General features: G+C 72.4%; 15 protein-coding genes. 11 read left to right on the forward strand and 4 right to left on the reverse strand.

Annotation, left to right across the window (positions count from 1 at the left end; translation table 11 throughout):
- Nucleotides 1-34: 34 nt before the first annotated feature.
- Nucleotides 35-2,575 (reverse strand): SulP family inorganic anion transporter, encoded by a 2,541-nt coding sequence (locus ACFU97_RS27210; RefSeq protein ID WP_384261396.1) that lies wholly within the window; start codon nt 2,573-2,575, stop codon nt 35-37.
- A gap of 337 nt (nt 2,576-2,912) precedes the next feature.
- Between ACFU97_RS27210 and ACFU97_RS27215 the strand changes: the two genes are divergently transcribed.
- Nucleotides 2,913-4,184, forward strand: a complete 1,272-nt coding sequence (locus ACFU97_RS27215) for a hypothetical protein (RefSeq protein WP_384261399.1) — start codon at nt 2,913-2,915, stop codon at nt 4,182-4,184.
- Nucleotides 4,185-4,197: 13 nt separating this feature from the next.
- On the opposite strand, the gene ACFU97_RS27220 is transcribed toward ACFU97_RS27215, so the two are convergent.
- Complete coding sequence (locus ACFU97_RS27220; RefSeq protein ID WP_384261401.1) at nt 4,198-5,178, reverse strand: ATP-binding protein; 981 nt, start codon at nt 5,176-5,178, stop codon at nt 4,198-4,200.
- Nucleotides 5,179-5,279: 101 nt separating this feature from the next.
- Here ACFU97_RS27220 and ACFU97_RS27225 point away from each other — a divergent pair, with 101 nt between their 5' ends.
- The gene (locus ACFU97_RS27225) at nt 5,280-6,104 is read left to right on the forward strand and encodes an oxidoreductase (protein ID WP_384261403.1); all 825 of its coding nucleotides are present in this window, start codon (nt 5,280-5,282) and stop codon (nt 6,102-6,104) included.
- A gap of 401 nt (nt 6,105-6,505) precedes the next feature.
- Here the strand turns inward: ACFU97_RS27225 and ACFU97_RS27230 are convergent, their stop codons facing one another.
- The gene (locus ACFU97_RS27230; RefSeq protein WP_384261406.1) at nt 6,506-7,339 is read right to left on the reverse strand and encodes an HAD family hydrolase; all 834 of its coding nucleotides are present in this window, start codon (nt 7,337-7,339) and stop codon (nt 6,506-6,508) included.
- 575 nt (nt 7,340-7,914) lie between these two features.
- On the opposite strand from ACFU97_RS27230, the gene ssd reads away from it, so the two are divergent.
- From ssd to ACFU97_RS27265, 7 genes are all read left to right on the forward strand, one after another.
- On the forward strand, nt 7,915-9,027 hold the full coding sequence (gene ssd, locus ACFU97_RS27235) for a septum site-determining protein Ssd (RefSeq protein WP_384261408.1): 1,113 nt from the start codon (nt 7,915-7,917) through the stop codon (nt 9,025-9,027).
- Nucleotides 9,024-10,244 (forward strand): TadA family conjugal transfer-associated ATPase, encoded by a 1,221-nt coding sequence (locus tag ACFU97_RS27240; protein ID WP_384261411.1) that lies wholly within the window; start codon nt 9,024-9,026, stop codon nt 10,242-10,244. Before ssd ends, ACFU97_RS27240 begins: the two co-directional genes overlap by 4 nt.
- The gene (locus ACFU97_RS27245) at nt 10,241-11,110 is read left to right on the forward strand and encodes a type II secretion system F family protein (protein ID WP_384261413.1); all 870 of its coding nucleotides are present in this window, start codon (nt 10,241-10,243) and stop codon (nt 11,108-11,110) included. Before ACFU97_RS27240 ends, ACFU97_RS27245 begins: the two co-directional genes overlap by 4 nt.
- Nucleotides 11,107-11,895 carry a type II secretion system F family protein gene (locus ACFU97_RS27250; protein ID WP_384261416.1) on the forward strand — a complete coding sequence of 263 codons (789 nt, stop codon included), beginning with the start codon at nt 11,107-11,109 and terminating at the stop codon, nt 11,893-11,895. The genes ACFU97_RS27245 and ACFU97_RS27250 overlap by 4 nt, the downstream gene beginning before the upstream one ends.
- A gap of 67 nt (nt 11,896-11,962) precedes the next feature.
- Entirely contained in the window at nt 11,963-12,160 is a 198-nt protein-coding gene (locus ACFU97_RS27255) for a DUF4244 domain-containing protein (protein WP_384261419.1), read from the forward strand.
- 61 nt (nt 12,161-12,221) lie between these two features.
- Nucleotides 12,222-12,551: a TadE family type IV pilus minor pilin gene (locus tag ACFU97_RS27260; RefSeq protein WP_384261422.1), complete on the forward strand. Its 330-nt coding sequence runs from the start codon at nt 12,222-12,224 to the stop codon at nt 12,549-12,551.
- 20 nt (nt 12,552-12,571) lie between these two features.
- Nucleotides 12,572-12,958: an Rv3654c family TadE-like protein gene (locus ACFU97_RS27265; protein WP_384261686.1), complete on the forward strand. Its 387-nt coding sequence runs from the start codon at nt 12,572-12,574 to the stop codon at nt 12,956-12,958.
- Here the strand turns inward: ACFU97_RS27265 and ACFU97_RS27270 are convergent.
- Nucleotides 12,909-15,524 carry a DEAD/DEAH box helicase gene (locus tag ACFU97_RS27270; RefSeq protein ID WP_384261425.1) on the reverse strand — a complete coding sequence of 872 codons (2,616 nt, stop codon included), beginning with the start codon at nt 15,522-15,524 and terminating at the stop codon, nt 12,909-12,911. The genes ACFU97_RS27265 and ACFU97_RS27270 overlap by 50 nt on opposite strands.
- 81 nt (nt 15,525-15,605) lie before the next feature.
- Here ACFU97_RS27270 and bldG point away from each other — a divergent pair, with 81 nt between their 5' ends.
- Both bldG and ACFU97_RS27280 read left to right on the forward strand, forming a co-directional pair.
- Nucleotides 15,606-15,947: an anti-sigma factor antagonist BldG gene (gene bldG / locus ACFU97_RS27275; RefSeq protein WP_003975386.1), complete on the forward strand. Its 342-nt coding sequence runs from the start codon at nt 15,606-15,608 to the stop codon at nt 15,945-15,947.
- Between the two features lie 122 nt (nt 15,948-16,069).
- A complete protein-coding gene (locus ACFU97_RS27280) occupies nt 16,070-16,501 on the forward strand; it encodes an ATP-binding protein (RefSeq protein ID WP_384261428.1) in 432 nt (143 codons plus the stop codon).
- The last annotated feature ends 276 nt before the right edge of the window (nt 16,502-16,777 follow it).

Genomic DNA, 16,777 nt, shown 5'->3' on the forward strand with positions numbered 1-16,777 from the left:
CACATCCCAGTCCACCGGCACCCCGGGGAGACGGTCACATCTTTGCCGGTCCAGGCGTGTCGGACAGGCCGGCCGCCTCCACATGGCCGAACACCTCGTCCCCGTCCGCCCCCGTGAGCAGATACGCCTGCGCCTCGCCCACCTGGAAGTACATCCCGTGCAGCTCCAGCGCGCCGTCCCGCAGGGCCCGGGCCACCGACTCGTGGGCGCGCAGATGCTCCAGCTGCTGGACCACGTTGGTCAGGCAGAGGCGCTCGACCGCGTCGGCCGGCGTCCGGCCCGCGAGCCGCGCCCATGGCCGCCCGTCGTCGGCCATCCGCTCCAGGCTCGGCAGCCCGTGCCGCAGCCACCGCCGGAGCGGGGTTGCGGCATCGCCGGGTTCGGCGGCGAGCAGCGCCTGCATGGCGCCGCAGCCGGAGTGCCCGCACACCGTGATGGACCGCACCTTCAGCACGTCCACCGCGTACTCGATCGCCGCCGCCACCGAGTCGTCGCCGCCCTCCTCGCCGGGCAGCGGGACGAGGTTGCCCACGTTGCGCACGACGAACAGGTCGCCGGGTCCGCTGGAGGTGATCATCGAGGTGACGACCCGGGAGTCGGCGCAGGTGAGGAAGAGCTGGGAGGGCTGCTGCCCCTCCCGGGCCAGACGGGCCAGCTCACCGCGCACCAGCGGTGCGGTGTTGCGCTGGAACGCGCTGATGCCGCGCGCGAGTTGGTGCTCGCTGGGACTGCGGGTGCCGGAGCTGGAGCTGGAGCCCGGGCTGAATCCGATACCGGAGCCGGTGTTCGTACCGGTGCCGGTGTCCGTGCCGGAGCCGGCGTCGATGCCGCCGCCCGATCCGTACCGTCCGTCGAGTGCTGCACCGGCGGTGCCGGCGGCCCGTGCGGACCCGGGCGGCTCGCACCGGTGGTTGCGCCACGGCGTCCAGGGGCGGCAGCGGCAGCCGACGGATGCCTCGCGCTGCCGCGGCTCGCCCTGCTCCCACTCGGTCTCGGCCTCCGCCTCGGCGCGGGGCGTGGGCTCATCGGCGCGCGTACCGGATCTGCGGCCCGCCACCTCGGCGGTGCCGCCGCGCGCGGTGTGCGTGTTCTGCCAGTCCTGCAGCGACTCGTAGGCCGCGTGGTCCATGAACGACCCGTCCAACTCCACGACGGCATGCACGCCTTGGGGCACGAGATGCAGGGCCCGGCTGAGCCGTGGCACCGCGAGGAACGTCAACTGGCCCCGTACTCGGACGTGATGGACTCCCTCTCTCTCCTCGTGCGTGATGCGGGTGCGGGCGAGGCGGTGCATGGCGACGGCGACGGCCACGGCGATCCCCAGGGCCACGCCCTGCAGGACGCCGAGGAGCACGACGCCGAGGGTGGTGACGGCGTACACCAGCACCTCGCGGTGGCGGGTCACCGTGCGAATGTGGTGCAGGGACACCATCTGGATGCCGACGGCCATCACCAGGGAGGCGAGTGCGGCGAGCGGGATGCACTCCAGGAGCGGGACCATCAGCAGCGCGGCGATCACTACGAGAACGCCGTGCAGCATCGTGGAGTTCCGGCTGACGGCGCCGGCCTTCACGTTCGCCGAACTCCGTACGGCCACACCGGCGACGGGCAGTCCGCCGAGTGCGCCGGAGACGATGTTGGCGGCGCCCTGACCGAGCAGTTCGCGATCCAGGTCGGCGCGGCGGACGCGGGCGGTGAGCCCGGGCCGCGCGGCCACCAGCTTGTCCACGGCGACCGCCCCGAGCAGAGACTGCACGCTGCACACGAGGGTGGTGGTGAGCACGGCCGCGGTCAGCCCGAGCACCGGGCCCTCGGGCAGTCCGGCCAGGGCGTGGCTGCTCCAGGACGGCAGGTCGACCCGGGGCAGGGTCAGCCCGGCGAGGGTGGCGGCGAGGGTCGCGCCCGCCACGGAGACGAGCGCGCCCGGAATTCTGCGCAGCGCATCGCCCGCCCGGCCGGGGATCCGCGGCCACAGCAGCAGCAGCGTCAGGGTCAGCGCGCTGACGGCCACGGCGGCGGGGTGCAGGTTCGCCAACTGGGCGGGCAGCGCACGGAGGTTGGCGAGCACGGAGCTCTGCGGAGTCCCGCCGAGCACGATGTGCACCTGCGCGACGGCGATGGTGACGCCGATGCCGGCGAGCATGCCGTGCACGATGGCGGGGCTGACGGCGAGCGCGGAGCGCGCCACGCGCAGGCAGCCCAGGCCCAGCTGGGCGAGGCCGGCGAGGACGGTGATGGCGCAGGTCGTACGCCAGCCGTACTGGTGGATGAGGTCGGCGGTGACCACCGTGAGCCCGGCGGCGGGGCCGCTGACCTGGAGCGGGCAGCCGCCGATCCACCCGGCGACGAGCCCGCCGACGGCGGCGGCGACGAGGCCGGCCTGGAGCGGGGCGCCGGTGGCCAGGGCGATGCCCAGGGACAGGGGCAGGGCGATCAGGAAGACCGCGATCGAGGCCGACACGTCGGCACCCGCGATACGGAAGCGGCGGTGCGGGCCCGGCGGTGGGCTGTGGGGCTGGTGGACGTGCTCGGTCCGGGTCGGGTCGGTGGCATGGGTGGGGGCACAGGCGGACATGGTTTCCCGTCTCCTCCGGGCGGCGCGGTCGCGGATCTGGTCGGCCCCGTCGATGGGCGGGGTGTCGGTCGCGGCCGTGGGTCACGGCGTACAGCGGCGGGATGCATCAACGCTCGGTAAACAGATCGTAATTCAGAGTAAAGGCCAGGCATAGACTTTCCTGGCAAATGGGTTATCGGCTCATTCCAATGAGTGAAGCGGTCATTTCATCGGCTTGTCGTACTAATTCCTTCTCGGCCTCGTGCGACCTTGGCGGCGCTGTCGGGCCTGCCCGGCAAAACACCAGAAAACGCCTTCACCGGCGTTGGCCTGAGAGAAGGAAGAAGGTGAGCGGAACATGGCCGCCACCCGCAGGATCACCGCAGGTGCCATGATCGCCGCGGCCTGTGCCGCATCCGTCGCCGGCTGTGCGCTCGGCTCCAACGGTCACAAGGACGGTGCGCCCGGCCCGCAGAAGGTCAAGCCGGCCCGGGCGCCAGGGAGTGCCGTCCGGCTGATCGGTGACGGCTCCACCGCGTACACCGGAGCCCAGCCGCACCTGCCGAGACCGCAGCGCCTCAAGCCCGGCCAGAAGCCCCCGCAGTTCGTCGTCTTCTCCTGGGACGGCGCGGGCGAGGACAGCCAGAAGCTGTTCTCCCACTTCCGCAAGGTCGCCAAGGCCAACAACGCGACGATGACGTTCTTCCTCAGCGGCGTGTACATGCTTCCGGAGGACAAGCGCGACCTCTACAAGCCGCCGCAGCACTCGCAGGGCAGTTCCGACATCGGCTTCAACGACGAGAAGGGCATCTCCGACACCGTGAAGCAGCTGCGCCAGGCGTGGCTGGAGGGCGACGAGATCGGCACCCACTTCAACGGCCACTTCTGCGGCAAGGACGGCGGGGTCGGCGAGTGGTCGGTCGCCGAGTGGAAGAGCGAGATCTCGCAGGCCAAGGAGTTCGTGAAGACCTGGAAGACCAACTCCGGGATGACGAAGGCGGCCCCGCTGCCCTTCGACTACGACAAGGAGCTCATCGGCGCGCGCACGCCCTGCCTGGAGGGCCAGAAGAACTTCATGCGGGCCGCGAGCGAGCTGGGCTTCCGCTACGACACCAGCGGCGTCAACGAGCAGCTCTGGCCGAAGAAGAAGGAGAACCTCTGGGATCTGTCGATGCAGCTCGTGCCCTTCCCCGGGCACTCCTACGAGCAGCTCACCATGGACTACAACTTCATGGTCAACCAGTCCGGCACCCAGACCCAGGGCGACCCCGACAAGTTCGACTACTGGGGCGACCAGATGCGTGACGGCCTGCTCGCCGGCTTCCGCCGCGCCTACGACGGCAACCGTGCGCCGCTGATCATCGGCAACCACTTCGAGTCCTGGAACGGCGGCACCTACATGCGGGCCCTCGACGAGGTCGTCGCGAAGGTCTGCAACAAGCCCGAGGTGCGCTGCGTGTCCTTCCACCAGCTCGCCGACTGGCTGGACGCCCAGGACCCGAAGGTCCTGGCGAAGCTGCGCGACCTGAACGTCGGCGAGGCCCCGAAGCAGGGCTGGGCCCGCTATCTGTCGGGCAGCCCGGCTCCGGCGCCGAAGGGTGCGCCGGGGGCGCCGCCGGCCAGGAGCTAGCCCCCGCGCCGCGTCACACGGGGGCGGTGACGCCCCCGCCCAGCACGAACCCGGGGTCGACCTGCGCCGCCAGGTCGACCCCCGCGCGGGCGTTGCCCCACGCGTCCGCGTTCTTCAGGTGGAAGTGCACCATCTGGCTCATGTAGCGCTCCGCGTCGCGCAGTTCGTACGTCGCGTCCGCGGCGATCCGCAGGGCGCGCAGGGCGCTGTTGTTGGCGTCCTCCAGGAGCTCGAACCGGGGCGGGCGGCCCTTCTCCATGGCGCGCACCCAGTCCGAGTGCCCGACCGTCACCAGCAGGTCGTCGCCGACCTCGGCGCGCAGGAAGTCGACGTCGTCCTGGCCCTGCACCTTGTTGCCGACGACCTTGAGCACGACGCCGAAGTCGCGCGCGTACTCCTTGTACTGGCGGTAGACCGAGACGCCCTTCCGGGTCGGCTCGGCGACGAGGAACGTGATGTCGAAGCGGGTGAACATGCCGGAGGCGAAGGAGTCCGAGCCGGCCGTCATGTCCACCACGACGTACTCGCCGCGGCCGTCCACCAGGTGGTTCAGGCACAGCTCCACCGCTCCCGTCTTGGAGTGGTAGCAGGCGACCCCCAGGTCGGCGTCGGTGAAGGGGCCGGTGACCATCAAACGGACGGTGCCGCCGTCGAGTTCCACCGGCCGGGCGCAGGCGTCGTAGACCGGGTTGTCCTCGCCGACGCGCAGCAGTCGCGAGCCCTCGCCGGGGGGCGTGGTCTTGATCATCGTCTCGGCGGAGGCGATGCGCGGGTTGGAGCCGCGCAGGTACTCCTTGATCAGCGGCAGCCGGTCGCCCATAGCGGGCAGCGCGGCGGCCTCCGCCTCGTCGAGGCCGAGCGCGGCGCCCAGGTGCTGGTTGATGTCCGCGTCCACCGCGACGACCGGCACCTTGGTGGCCGCGAGATGGCGGACGAACAGGGAGGACAGGGTGGTCTTGCCGCTGCCGCCCTTCCCGACGAAAGCAATTTTCATGTTCACGAAGCGTAGTCGGGCGATAGCTGTACGTGGCAGGAGTGCGTGAAGAAGACCACTCGATCGTGGGGCGCGCCCCGGAGGTGGCTAGTGTCGTACTCATGAGTACGACAGGCGCGACCGCCGATCCGCTCGCGGCCCTGGGCTCGCTGCCCGGCGTGGCCGAGTCCGTGGAGTCCGTGCGCAAGGCCGTGGACCGGGTCTACGGGCACCGGGTGATGCGGCGCCGCAGCAACGAGATCACCTCCGAGGCCGCGCTGCGCGGTGCCCGCGGCTCCGCGGCGCTCTCCGGCGCCGACTGGGGGCTGGAGGAGGTGCGCCGGCGCAGCGACTTCAGTGGTGACGACGACGCGCGCGTGATGGGCGCGGCGCTGCGGCTGACCGCGGAGGCGGGCCAGTTGCTGTCCATCTGGCGGCAGTCGCCCCTGCGGGTCCTGGCCCGGCTGCACCTGGTGGCCACCGCGACCGACGGCGACGAGGTCGGGCGGCCGCGGCAGGCGGGCGAGCCGGTCGACGAGCCGCTGATCGAGCTGGACCTGCCGGACGCCGACGAGGTGCACGGCCGCCTGGATGGCCTGTCCGAGCTGGTCATCGCGGGCAGCTCCGCACCCGCCCTGGTCATGGCCGCGGTCGTCCACGGCGAGCTGCTCGCGCTGCGCCCCTTCACGTCCCACAACGGCCTGATCGCGCGCACCGCCGAGCGCATCGTCCTGGTGGGCAGCGGCCTCGACCCGAAGTCGGTCTGCCCGGCCGAGGTGGGCCACGCCGAACTGGGCCGTGCGGCCTATCTCGCCGCGCTCGAGGGATACGTCTCCGGGACGCCTGAGGGCATGGCCGCCTGGATCGCCCATTGCGGCGCGGCGGTCGGTCTGGGCGCGCGTGAATCGACGGCCGTGTGTGAGGCGTTGCAGCGCGGGGCTGCCTAGGAGGCGCCGCAAAAGAGATGCGGCGGTACGAGGATTCGTACCGCCGCTGGCATGCCCACCGGGTTACCAAGCGTCCTCGATATGTTGCCCATCAGGTCGGGACTTTGCCCGTCACCTGGTGCGGCTGGCCCGTAATCGACGGGTCGACGTCGCGTGGGTGCTCGGTGTTCATGCTCGGTCCGTGGGGCCAAATGCGTTTTTAAGGTGATCCTTTCGGATGTCCTTGGTCTCGCGGGCCGTTAACCCCTTTGTACTCCAGGACCGAACCAAGCGGAACCCCTCGCTGTACTTCTTTACTTTTGGTCTCAAATAGGTTGCAAACGGGCGTCGATATGTCGAACGAGGCCCGAGTGTCGCGGATTCAACAAGTCGTCACCGAGTTGTCCCCGTGGTTCCGCGACTCAAAGAGGCATCGCCCGGCGGCGGTTGGCGTACCAGACCAGACCCGCGGTGGCGGCCGCGGCGCCTATCGCGGCGGCCGCGACGAGGGCCGGGCGGGGCGGTACGGAGAACCCCGGGATCCGCTGCTTGAGCCGGACCGGACGGTGGAAGTCGAGGATCGGCCACCCGCGCGCGAGTGCCTCGCGGCGCAGGGCCCGGTCGGGGTTTACGGCGTGCGGATGGCCGACCGACTGGAGCATCGGCAGGTCGGTCACCGAGTCGCTGTAGGCGTAGCAGCGCTCGAGGTCGTACCCCTCCGACAAGGCCAGTTCCTTGATGGCCTCGCCCTTCGTCGGGCCGTACGCGTAGTACTCCACCTCGCCGGTGAAGCAGCCGTCGTCGCCCACGACCATGCGCGTCGCGACCACGCGGTCCGCGCCGAGCAGCTCGCCGATCGGCTCCACGACCTCCACGCCGGACGTCGACACGATGACGACGTCGCGGCCGGCGGTGTGGTGCTCCTCGATGAGGGAGGCGGCCTCGTCGTAGATGATCGGGTCGATCAGGTCGTGCAGGGTCTCGGCGACGATCTCCTTGACCTGCTGGACGTTCCAGCCGCGGCACATGCCCGAGATCTGCTCGCGCATACGCTCCATCTGGTCGTGATCGGCGCCGCCCAGGAGGAAGACGAACTGGGCATATGCGGTACGCAAGGCGGTCCTGCGGTTGATCAGACCGCCTTGGTAGAACGACTTGCTGAACGTGAGCGTGCTCGACTTCGCAATGACCGTCTTGTCCAGGTCAAAGAAGGCCGCTGTGCGGGGCAAGGAGTGGTTTTCCACGACCCCGAGCATAGGCGCAGCCCATTCGGCGTAAGGTGGGGCGCGTGGGTTTGCCTGAGAGGGCTCTCGGGTACACCATGGAAGTCACGGATCGTTCGCGACCGTGCTAACCCGGCCCGGCTCCTCCCCCCCCGAGTCGGCCGTGGAGACGACCCCCACTCTCCCCCCCGGTGGGGGTCGTCGCATGTCCGGGCGGGTTTTTCCTTTTTTCATGCGGTTGTACGGCCGTTGCGTGACGGCTGCGGCCGTCCCGTCGTCATGCCCAAGATCCGTCACTGTGCGTAGCCGTCGGGCTGCTCTGTGGCAGTCGCGCGAGGGGTGGTGCAGGGCTCACCGCTAAGGGTGACGGCGGTATTCACAAGCGCCGAGTTGTCCACAGTTATCGACCAAGATCCACACGATTTCCGGGACCGCTGCACGGTGATTCAAACGCGCCTCGCCCGGGCCGAGTTCATGGCCGGTTCCGGTTTGTCGGGCGGGTTTGGCCGGTTCGTATCGGCCGTTCATGTGAAGGCCGGTTGCCGGTTCTTCGGACGTTTGGGAATCGCGTGACCGCAGGGGTTGCGCGAGAGATGCAGCGAAGGGGGATGGAAACCGTGACCGGAGCCGTCACGCACGAACCACCGTCCGCCGCCTCGGGGCGGCAGGCCGGACCACTGATCGTCACGGAGGACGTCGAACTGCTCGACGACCTGCTGCGCCTGTGCGCCGCAGCGGGCGCGACACCCGAGGTCCACCACTCGTTCCCGGAGCGCGCGGGCAGCTGGGAGGCCGCACCGCTCGTCCTGGTCGGCGACGACGCCGCGCGGCGGGTGCGCGGGGCCGCACGGCGGCGAGGGGTGGTGCTGGTCGGCCGCGACCAGGACGACTCCGGGGTCTGGCGCCGCGCCGTCGAGATCGGCGCCGACCACGTCCTGATGCTGCCCGACGGGGAGCAGTGGCTGGTCGACCGCATCGCGGACGTGGCCGAGGGGGTGGGCCGGCCCGCTCTCACGGTGGGCGTCATCGGCGGGCGCGGCGGAGCGGGCGCGTCCACGCTCGCGTGCGCCCTGGCCGTCACCTCGGCGCGGGAAGGACTGCGCACGCTGCTCGTGGACGCCGATCCGCTCGGCGGCGGACTGGACGTCCTGCTCGGCGGCGAGAGCGCCGAGGGGCTGCGCTGGCCCGCCTTCGCGGCCTCCCGCGGCCGGGTCGGCGGCGGTGCGCTGGAGGAGTCGCTGCCGGAGCTCCACTCCCTGCGCGTGCTCAGCTGGGACCGCGGCGACCGCGTCGCCGTCCCGCCCCAGGCCGTGCGGGTGGTGCTGGCCGCGGCCCGGCGGCGCGGCGGCACCGTGGTCGTGGACCTGCCGCGCCGTGTCGACGACGGCGTCGCCGAGGCCCTCGCTCAGCTGGACCTCGGGCTCCTGGTGGTCCCCGGCGAACTGCGCGCCGTGGCGGCGGCCGGACGGGTGGCGTCCGCCGTCGGCATGGTCCTGCGCGACCTGCGGATCGCGGTACGGGGGCCGTACGCGCCCGGGCTCGACGACCGCGAGGTGGCCCGGCTGCTCAAACTGCCCCTGGCCGGCGAGCTGCCCGTGGAGTCGGCGCTGCTGCGGCCCGGGGAGGGCAAGGCGCCGCCCGCAGCCGGTGGCCGGGGCCCCCTCGCCCGGTTCTGCAGGGAGTTCTGGGAGCGGTCGCTGGCCGAGGCGGGTGCCGTATGAGCGCCGGACCGAAGGCGCCGTGGCGGCCGGGTCGTGCGGCGGATTCAGCGGAGGGTACGGACGTGCCGCCCGGGCTGCTGGACGGTGTGCGGCAGTGGCTGGTGGAGAGCGGGGCCGAGCCGACCCCCGCGCGCGTGGCGCAGGCGTTGCGGGAGCAGGGGCGGGTGCTCGGGGACGCCGAAGTCCTGGGTGCGGCGGCGCAGTTGCGATCCGAGCTGGTCGGCAGCGGCCCGCTGGAGGCGCTGCTCGCCGACCCGTCGGTGACCGACGTGCTGGTGACGGCCCCCGACCGGGTCTGGGTGGACCGGGGCGGCGGGCTGGAGCTGACGCCGGTCTCCTTCCCGGACGCGGTGGCGGTACGACGGCTCGCGCAGCGGCTGGCCGCGGTGGCCGGCCGCCGGCTCGACGACGCGCGGCCGTGGGCCGACGCCCGGCTCCCGGACGGGACCCGGCTGCACGCGGTGCTGCCGCCGGTGGCCGTGGGCTGCACCTGCCTGTCGCTGCGGGTCGTACGGCCGCGGGCGTTCACGCTCGGCGAACTGGTCGCGGCGGGCACGGTGCCGCCGGGCGGGGACCGCGTGCTGCGGGCGCTGATCGAGGCACGGCTGTCCTTCCTGATCAGCGGCGGGACCGGCAGCGGCAAGACGACCCTGCTGAGCGCGCTGCTGGGGCTGGTCGGACGCGGCGAGCGGGTCGTGCTCGCGGAGGACTCGGCGGAGCTGCGCCCGGACCATCCACATGTCGTCCGCCTCGAGACCAGACCCGCCAACCAGGAGGGCGCGGGACGCGTCACGCTCCAGGACCTCGTACGGCAGGCGCTGCGGATGCGCCCGGACCGGCTGGTCGTGGGCGAGGTGCGCGGGCCCGAAGTGGTGCATCTGCTGGCCGCGTTGAACACCGGGCACGAAGGCGGCTGCGGCACCGTGCACGCCAACGCGGCGGCCGACGTGCCGGCCCGGCTGGAGGCGCTCGGCACGGCGGCCGGGCTCGACCGGGCCGCGCTGCACAGCCAGTTGGCGGCGGCGCTGGCGGTGGTCCTGCATCTGGTGCGGGACCGGTCCGGGCGGCGGCGGATCGCCGAGGTGCATGTGCTGGAGCGGGATCCGTCGGGGCTGGTGCGGACGGTGCCGGCGCTGCGGTGGGGCGCGGAGGAGTTCGCGTACGAGCGGGGCTGGGAGCGGCTGCGAGGGCTGCTGCGGAGCGAGGGGGAGCGATGACCGGAATGGGCGGTACGGCGACGGGAGCCGCCGCGATGTGCGCCGGAGCGGCGGCCCTGCTGATGAGTGGGTGGCACTCAGGGGCACGGCGGGCCCAGCTGCTGCTCGCGGGCGGCGGGGTGACGGGGAGCGGGCCGCCGGTCTGGCGGGAGGTGTCCGGGGGACTGCGGCGGGTCCGCGGGCGGTTGCGGGCCGAGTGGTGGGCGCTGGCCGTCGGGGTGCTGCTGGCCGTGCTGGGTGCGTCGGTGCTGCCGGTCGTCGCGGGGGCGGCCGGGGTGCCGTTGCTACGACGGCTGCGGCTGGCCGCCGAGGCGCGACAGGCGCGGGAGCGCCGCCGGGACGCGGTGATCGCGCTGTGCGGGTCCCTGGCCGGCGAGGTGCGGGCCGGGCGGCAGCCGGGCGAGGCGCTGCTGAGCGCGGCGCGGGACTCGGGCGGGCTCGGTGGTGCGCAGGCCGCGGTGCTGGCGGCGGCGCGGTTCGGCGGCGACGTGCCGGGCGCACTCGCGGCGGCGGCACGGCAGCCGGGTGCCGAGGGGCTGCTGGGTCTCGCCGCGTGCTGGCGGGTGGCCGTGGACCAGGGCGCGGGCCTCGCGGCCGGACTCGACCGGCTGGAAGGGGCGCTGCGGGCGGAGCGCGACCAACGTGCTGATCTGCGCGCGCAGTTGGCCGGACCGCGGTCCACAGCGGCGATGCTCGCGGGGCTGCCGGCCGTGGGTCTCGCCCTCGGCGCCGCCCTCGGGGCCGATCCGCTGCGGGTGCTGCTCCACACCGGTGCCGGCCTGGGCTGCCTGTGCGTCGGCGGTGTGCTGGAGGGCCTGGGGCTGTGGTGGGCACTGCGGATCGTGCGGCGGGCGGAGGCGGCATGAGCGCGGAAGTTGTCCACAGGCTGGGGGTGACCGTGGGGACTCTCCTCGCCCTCGGGTGGCTGGTGAGCCGGCTGGAGGCGGTTCGGCGGGAGCGGAGAGTGGCCCGGCGAGTGGCCGCGCTGGTGGCGGGCGTCGAAGTGATGCGCCGCGAGCCGCACTTCGAGGTGCGGGATGCCGCGTGGCGGTCGCTGCCCACGGCGGGAGTGGTGTGCGCCGGGTGGGTTCTGGTCGGCGGTCTTGCCGGTGTCGTCCTGGGCCTTGCCGTCGCGGGCGTGCTGTGGCGGTGGCGCGGGAGACAGATGGCCGCGGGCGGCGCGGAGGCGTACGACCCGGTCGAGGCGGCACGTCAACTGCCGCTCTCCGCCGACCTGGTGGCCGCCTGCATCGCCGCCGGGGCGGGACCCGTGCCCGCGGCGCGGGCCGTGGGCGAGGCCCTGGGCGGGCCGGTCGGGGACGCGTTGGCGCGGGGTGCGGCCGAGGTACGGCTCGGCGGTGAACCGGCCGAGGCCTGGCGGAGGCTGGCCGCGCTGCCCGGCGCCGAGGCGCTGGCACGGCTGCTGGAGCGGGCCGACGTGTCCGGGCTCCCCGCCGCCGCGCCGGTCGCACGGCTCGCGGCGGACGTCCGCGCCGACTGGGCCCGTACCGCGACGGCCCGGGCACGGCGGGCGGCCGTGATGGTGACCGCACCGGTGGGGCTGTGCTTCCTGCCCGCCTTCATCGCGATCGGAGTCCTGCCCGTGGTGATCGGGCTCGCGGGCGGGGTGCCGGGAGGGGGTGGTGGATGACGGGCAGCGGAGCGATCGGTGGCGAACGGCAGACGGTCAACTGGACGGAAACCTCACGGGGGTTGAGATGTGCAAGGCGGTACGGGCGCTGGTGCGCAGGGCAGGTGCGGCGCGCAGGGACGCGGGGATGGTCACCTCGGAGTACGCGGTGGGCATCGTCGCTGCGGTGGCCTTCGCGGTGGTCCTCTACAAGGTGGTGACCAGCGGTCAGGTCAGCGCGGAGCTGCAGGGCATCGTGAAGCAGGCGCTCGATGGACGGATGTGAGCGGGGACGTGCGACGGCCGGGTGCGGGCGAGGACGGGCAGCGGGCACAGACAGAGGTTTCGTGACGGCGGAGTCGGCGGTCGTGCTGCCCGTGCTGGTGATGTTCACGACGGCACTGGTGTGGGGGCTGCTGGTGGTGGCCGCGCAGATCCAGTGCGTGGACGCGGCGCGGACGGGAGCGCGGGCGGCGGCCCGGCAGGATCCGGCCGCCTCGGTGGTCGAGTTGACCCGCGCGGCGGCTCCGCACGGAGCGCGGGTCACCGTCGGCCGGGAGGGGGACCAGGTCCGTGTGGTCGTGGTGGCGAGGCCGCCCGTGCTGCGCGGTCTGCCCTTCGACGTACGGGAGGAGGCCGTGGCCCAGGCGGAGGAGACGGTGGGGGTGGGGTCGTGAGGCCCGGCCGCGGGAGGCGTCTGTGGGCCTGCGCGAGACGCCTGCGAGCCTGCGGGAGAGGCGGTGACCGCGGTTCCGCCACCGTCTGGAGCGTCGGTGCGATCGCCGTGCTGTGCGTGGTGTTCGGCGTCGTGCTCGCTCTCGGGCAGGCCGTCGTGGTCCGCCACCGGGCGGCCGGCGCCGCGGACCTCGCGGCGCTCGCGGCGGCGGACCACTGGGCGGACGGCGGTCAGGCGGCCTGCACCACGGCGGGGCGGCTGGCCCGGGCCCAGCACTCCCGGCTGGTGCGGTGCGTGGTCGTGGGCGAGATCTCGGACGTGACGGCGGCGTCGGGACGGGGGCCGTTCGCGGCGGAGGTCAGGGCGCGGGCGGGGCCTGCGGAGCCGGTACCGCGGACGCCTCCGTGACGGACTCGGGGCCGGGCGCCTCCTCCGGCGTCCCCGGCACCGCAGACGCCCCCGCAGCGGGCTCTTCTTGCGGCGCCCGCTCCTCCGTCGGCGCCTGCTCTTCCTTGGGCTCCTGTTCCTCCGGCGCTCCCCGCAGCAGCACCGTCAGCAGCCGTACCGCGCCCCTTTTGTGCAGCGGGTCGTTGCCGTTGCCGCACTTGGGGGACTGGATGCAGGACGGGCAGCCGGCCTCGCACTCGCAGGAGGCGATGGCCTGGCGGGTGGCGGTGAGCCAGGAGCGGGCGGTGTGGAAGGCCCGTTCGGCGAAGCCCGCGCCGCCCGGGTGGCCGTCGTAGACGAAGACCGTGGGCAGGAGCGTGTCGGGGTGGAGGGGGACGGAGACGCCGCCGATGTCCCAGCGGTCGCAGGTCGCGAAGAGGGGCAGCATGCCGATGGAGGCGTGCTCGGCGGCGTGCAGGGCGCCGCCGAGGATCTCCGGGTTGATCCGGGCCTCGTCGAGCTGGTCCTCGGTGACCGTCCACCACACCGCGCGGGTGCGCAGCGTACGAGGAGGGAGGTCGAGCTTCGTCTCGCCCAGGACCTCGCCGGTGATCAGCCGGCGGCGCAGGAAGGAGACCACCTGGTTGGTGACCTCGACGGAGCCGTAGCACAGGCGGCCCGAGCCCCAGGGGATCTCGGTGTCCGTCTCCAGGACGGCGATGGAGGTCGTGTCGCGGGCGACGGTCGAGTACGACGGACTGGCCTGCTCGACGAGGGCGACGGAATCGTCCAGGTCGAGTGAGCGGACCAGGTACGTACGGCCCTGGTGGAGGTGGACCGCACCCTCGTGGACGGCCGTGTGGGCGGCGCCCTCGTCGACCGTGCCGAGCAGCCGGCCCGTGCCGGACTCGACGACCTGGACCGGGCGGCCGCCCCCGCCGCGGATGTCGGTCAGGTCGGCGGCCCGCTCCCGCCGCGTCCAGTGCCACGCCTTCGTCCGGCGGCGCAGCAGCTTCGCGGCCTCCAGCTGCGGGAGCAGGTCCTCGCAGGCGGGGCCGAAGAGCGCGAAGTCCTCGTCGGTGAGCGGAAGTTCCGCGGCGGCCGCGCACAGGTGCGGGGCCAGGACGTAGGGGTTGTCGGGGTCGAGGACCGTGGACTCCACAGGCTGGTCGAAGAGGGCCTCGGGGTGGTGCACGAGGAAGGTGTCCAGCGGGTCGTCGCGGGCGACCAGGACGGCGAGGGCGCCCTGCCCGGCGCGTCCGGCGCGGCCCGCCTGCTGCCACAGGGAGGCGCGGGTGCCCGGGTAGCCGGCTATCACCACGGCGTCCAGGCCCGAGACGTCGATGCCGAGTTCCAGGGCGGTGGTCGCGGCGAGGCCGAGGAGCTCGCCCGAGTGCAGGGCCTGTTCCAGGGCGCGGCGCTCCTCGGGGAGGTAGCCGCCGCGGTAGGCCGCCACGCGGCGGGCGAGGGAGCGGTCGACCTCGGCCAGGCGTTCCTGGGCGATCACGGAGATCAGCTCGGCGCCGCGCCGGGAGCGTACGAAGGCGACCGAGCGGACGCCCTGCACGGCGAGGTCGGTGAGCAGGTCGGCCGTCTCCGCGGTGGCGGTGCGGCGGACCGGGGCGCCCTTCTCGCCCTGCATCTCGGTCAGCGGGGGCTCCCAGAGGGCGAAGACCAGCTCACCGCGCGGGGAGGCGTCGTCGGCCACCTCGACCACCGGGAGGCCGGTCAGGCGGCGGGCGGCCACCGAGGGCTCCGCGGCCGTCGCGGAGGCCAGCAGGAAGACCGGGGAGGCGCCGTAGCGGGCGCACAGGCGGCGCAGCCGGCGCAGCACCTGGGCGACATGGGAGCCGAAGACGCCCCGGTAGGTGTGGCACTCGTCGATGACGACGTACTTCAGCGACTTCAGGAAGGAGGACCAGCGCGGGTGGGACGGGAGTATGCCGCGGTGCAGCATGTCCGGGTTGGTGAGGACGTAGTTCGCGTACTGGCGGACCCACTCGCGTTCCTCGAACGGGGTGTCTCCGTCGTACACCGCGGGTCGGACGGCATTTCCCAGAGATTGTGAAAGTTCCTTCACCGATCGGCACTGATCGGCCGCAAGAGCTTTCGTCGGAGCCAGGTAGAGCGCGGTGGCGCCGCGGCCGTTCGGAGCCTCGGAGCCGTCCAGGAGCGTCGAGAGCACCGGGACCAGGTAGGCGAGGGACTTGCCGGACGCCGTGCCGGTGGCGACGACCACCGAGTCGCCGTCCAGGGCGTGCTCGGCCGCGCGTGCCTGGTGGGCCCAGGGGTGTTCGATGCCGCACGCCTGCACCGCGGCGATGACCTCCGAACGAATCCGGTCAGGCCAGACGGCATGGCGGCCCTCGCGCGGGGGCAAGTGCTCCGTATGAGTGATGCGCGAAGCCCGGCTCGGCCCGGAGGCGAGCCGGCCCAGGACCGTCCCCGGTTCAGGCCGGGATTCGGGCCCCGTCGGGGTTCGATCGGATCGGTGATTCTTGGCCATCGGCACCGAGTGTGTCACCGGCGTGACGGACAATGGGACCAAGGCGTCGTGCACGCCTGCCGTTAAGTGATTGAATGCCATCGCGGCTGGCGAACCGTTCCGGGGGCTGAAGCCGAGATGTCCCAAGGAGCGACCGCTCGATAGCAAGGTGCTGGAGGATCCGTGGACCTGTCCCTGTCGACCCGTACCGTCGGCGATCGTACGGTCGTCGAGGTCGGTGGCGAAATCGACGTATATACCGCGCCCAAGCTGCGCGAGCAGCTGGTCGAGCTGGTGAACGACGGGAGTTTCCACCTCGTCGTCGACATGGAGGGCGTGGACTTCCTCGACTCCACCGGGCTCGGCGTGCTGGTCGGCGGACTGAAGCGGGTGCGTGCCCATGAGGGCTCGCTGCGCCTGGTCTGCAACCAGGAGCGCATTTTGAAGATCTTCCGCATCACCGGCCTCACCAAGGTGTTCCCGATTCACACCTCGGTCGAGGAAGCGGTGGCGGCGACCGACTGACCACCACCGCCCCGTGGAGCGGGAAAGGACCGCTCCACGGGACGGAAGCAGCTTCATGGGGGGTCCGGGCTTTCGGCGGCCCGGTCCCCCCGACAGCACGCCCGTAGTTCTGAGGGGGATGCATGGCCACCGTTGAACTCCGCTTCAGCGCGCTGCCCGAGCACGTCAGGACCGCCCGGCTGGTGGCGGCAGCGGTGGCGCGCAGGGCCGGAGTGGACGAGGCCGTCCTCGACGAGGTCAGGCTCGCCGTCGGCGAGGCCTGCACCCGTGCCGTCGGACTGCACCAGAGTGCCGGGATCACGGCGCCGGTGAAGGTCCAGCTGGTCGAGGAGGAGAAGCAGTTCTCCATCGAGGTCGGTGACGAGGCGCCGCGTACGGCTCCCGGAGACCGGGCGCCCGGCTCCCCCGGGGACGACGTGGACAGCGAGGAGGACGAGATGGGCCTCGCGGTCATCAGCGGTCTCGTTGACGACGTCGAGGTCACCGCCGGCGAGCACGGCGGGCAGATCCGGATGACCTGGCCGACCACGCCGCCCGTCGCGGTGCTCCCCTGACCGCACCCTCGTAGGACGTCGCAGGGCCCTGCTGAGCAGGGCCCTTTCTGTTTTTCCGGTGTTCCCGCGAATTCGTGAAGGAATTCACGATCAATCAGCCGATCATTTGATCAAGCATCAATCCAGCCGTCAATGCCTTTGAGGCATTACCTCTTTCGGGTTCTGTGGCCTGATGTCGATCATTTGCTGAAGAGCATGTGAAGGCTAATTCCGTTTACCGCGGACTGTTTTGATCAGGTTGCGGTACCTACAATCCGTCCACATCTTGAGCTCAGC

Source organism: Streptomyces sp. NPDC057616, assembly GCF_042800575.1.
Lineage (GTDB): Bacteria > Actinomycetota > Actinomycetes > Streptomycetales > Streptomycetaceae > Streptomyces.

What these genes read in the sequence shown, in the direction of transcription:
- ACFU97_RS27210 (WP_384261396.1), bottom strand. Translation starts at nt 2,575, where the DNA reads ATGTCCGCCTGTGCCCCCACCCATGCCACCGACCCGACCCGGACCGAG.
- ACFU97_RS27215 (WP_384261399.1), top strand. Translation starts at nt 2,913, where the DNA reads ATGGCCGCCACCCGCAGGATCACCGCAGGTGCCATGATCGCCGCGGCC.
- ACFU97_RS27220 (WP_384261401.1), bottom strand. Translation starts at nt 5,178, where the DNA reads ATGAAAATTGCTTTCGTCGGGAAGGGCGGCAGCGGCAAGACCACCCTG.
- ACFU97_RS27225 (WP_384261403.1), top strand. Translation starts at nt 5,280, where the DNA reads ATGAGTACGACAGGCGCGACCGCCGATCCGCTCGCGGCCCTGGGCTCG.
- ACFU97_RS27230 (WP_384261406.1), bottom strand. Translation starts at nt 7,339, where the DNA reads ATGCTCGGGGTCGTGGAAAACCACTCCTTGCCCCGCACAGCGGCCTTC.
- ssd (WP_384261408.1), top strand. Translation starts at nt 7,915, where the DNA reads ATGGAAACCGTGACCGGAGCCGTCACGCACGAACCACCGTCCGCCGCC.
- ACFU97_RS27240 (WP_384261411.1), top strand. Translation starts at nt 9,024, where the DNA reads ATGAGCGCCGGACCGAAGGCGCCGTGGCGGCCGGGTCGTGCGGCGGAT.
- ACFU97_RS27245 (WP_384261413.1), top strand. Translation starts at nt 10,241, where the DNA reads ATGACCGGAATGGGCGGTACGGCGACGGGAGCCGCCGCGATGTGCGCC.
- ACFU97_RS27250 (WP_384261416.1), top strand. Translation starts at nt 11,107, where the DNA reads ATGAGCGCGGAAGTTGTCCACAGGCTGGGGGTGACCGTGGGGACTCTC.
- ACFU97_RS27255 (WP_384261419.1), top strand. Translation starts at nt 11,963, where the DNA reads ATGTGCAAGGCGGTACGGGCGCTGGTGCGCAGGGCAGGTGCGGCGCGC.
- ACFU97_RS27270 (WP_384261425.1), bottom strand. Translation starts at nt 15,524, where the DNA reads ATGGCATTCAATCACTTAACGGCAGGCGTGCACGACGCCTTGGTCCCA.
- ACFU97_RS27280 (WP_384261428.1), top strand. Translation starts at nt 16,070, where the DNA reads ATGGCCACCGTTGAACTCCGCTTCAGCGCGCTGCCCGAGCACGTCAGG.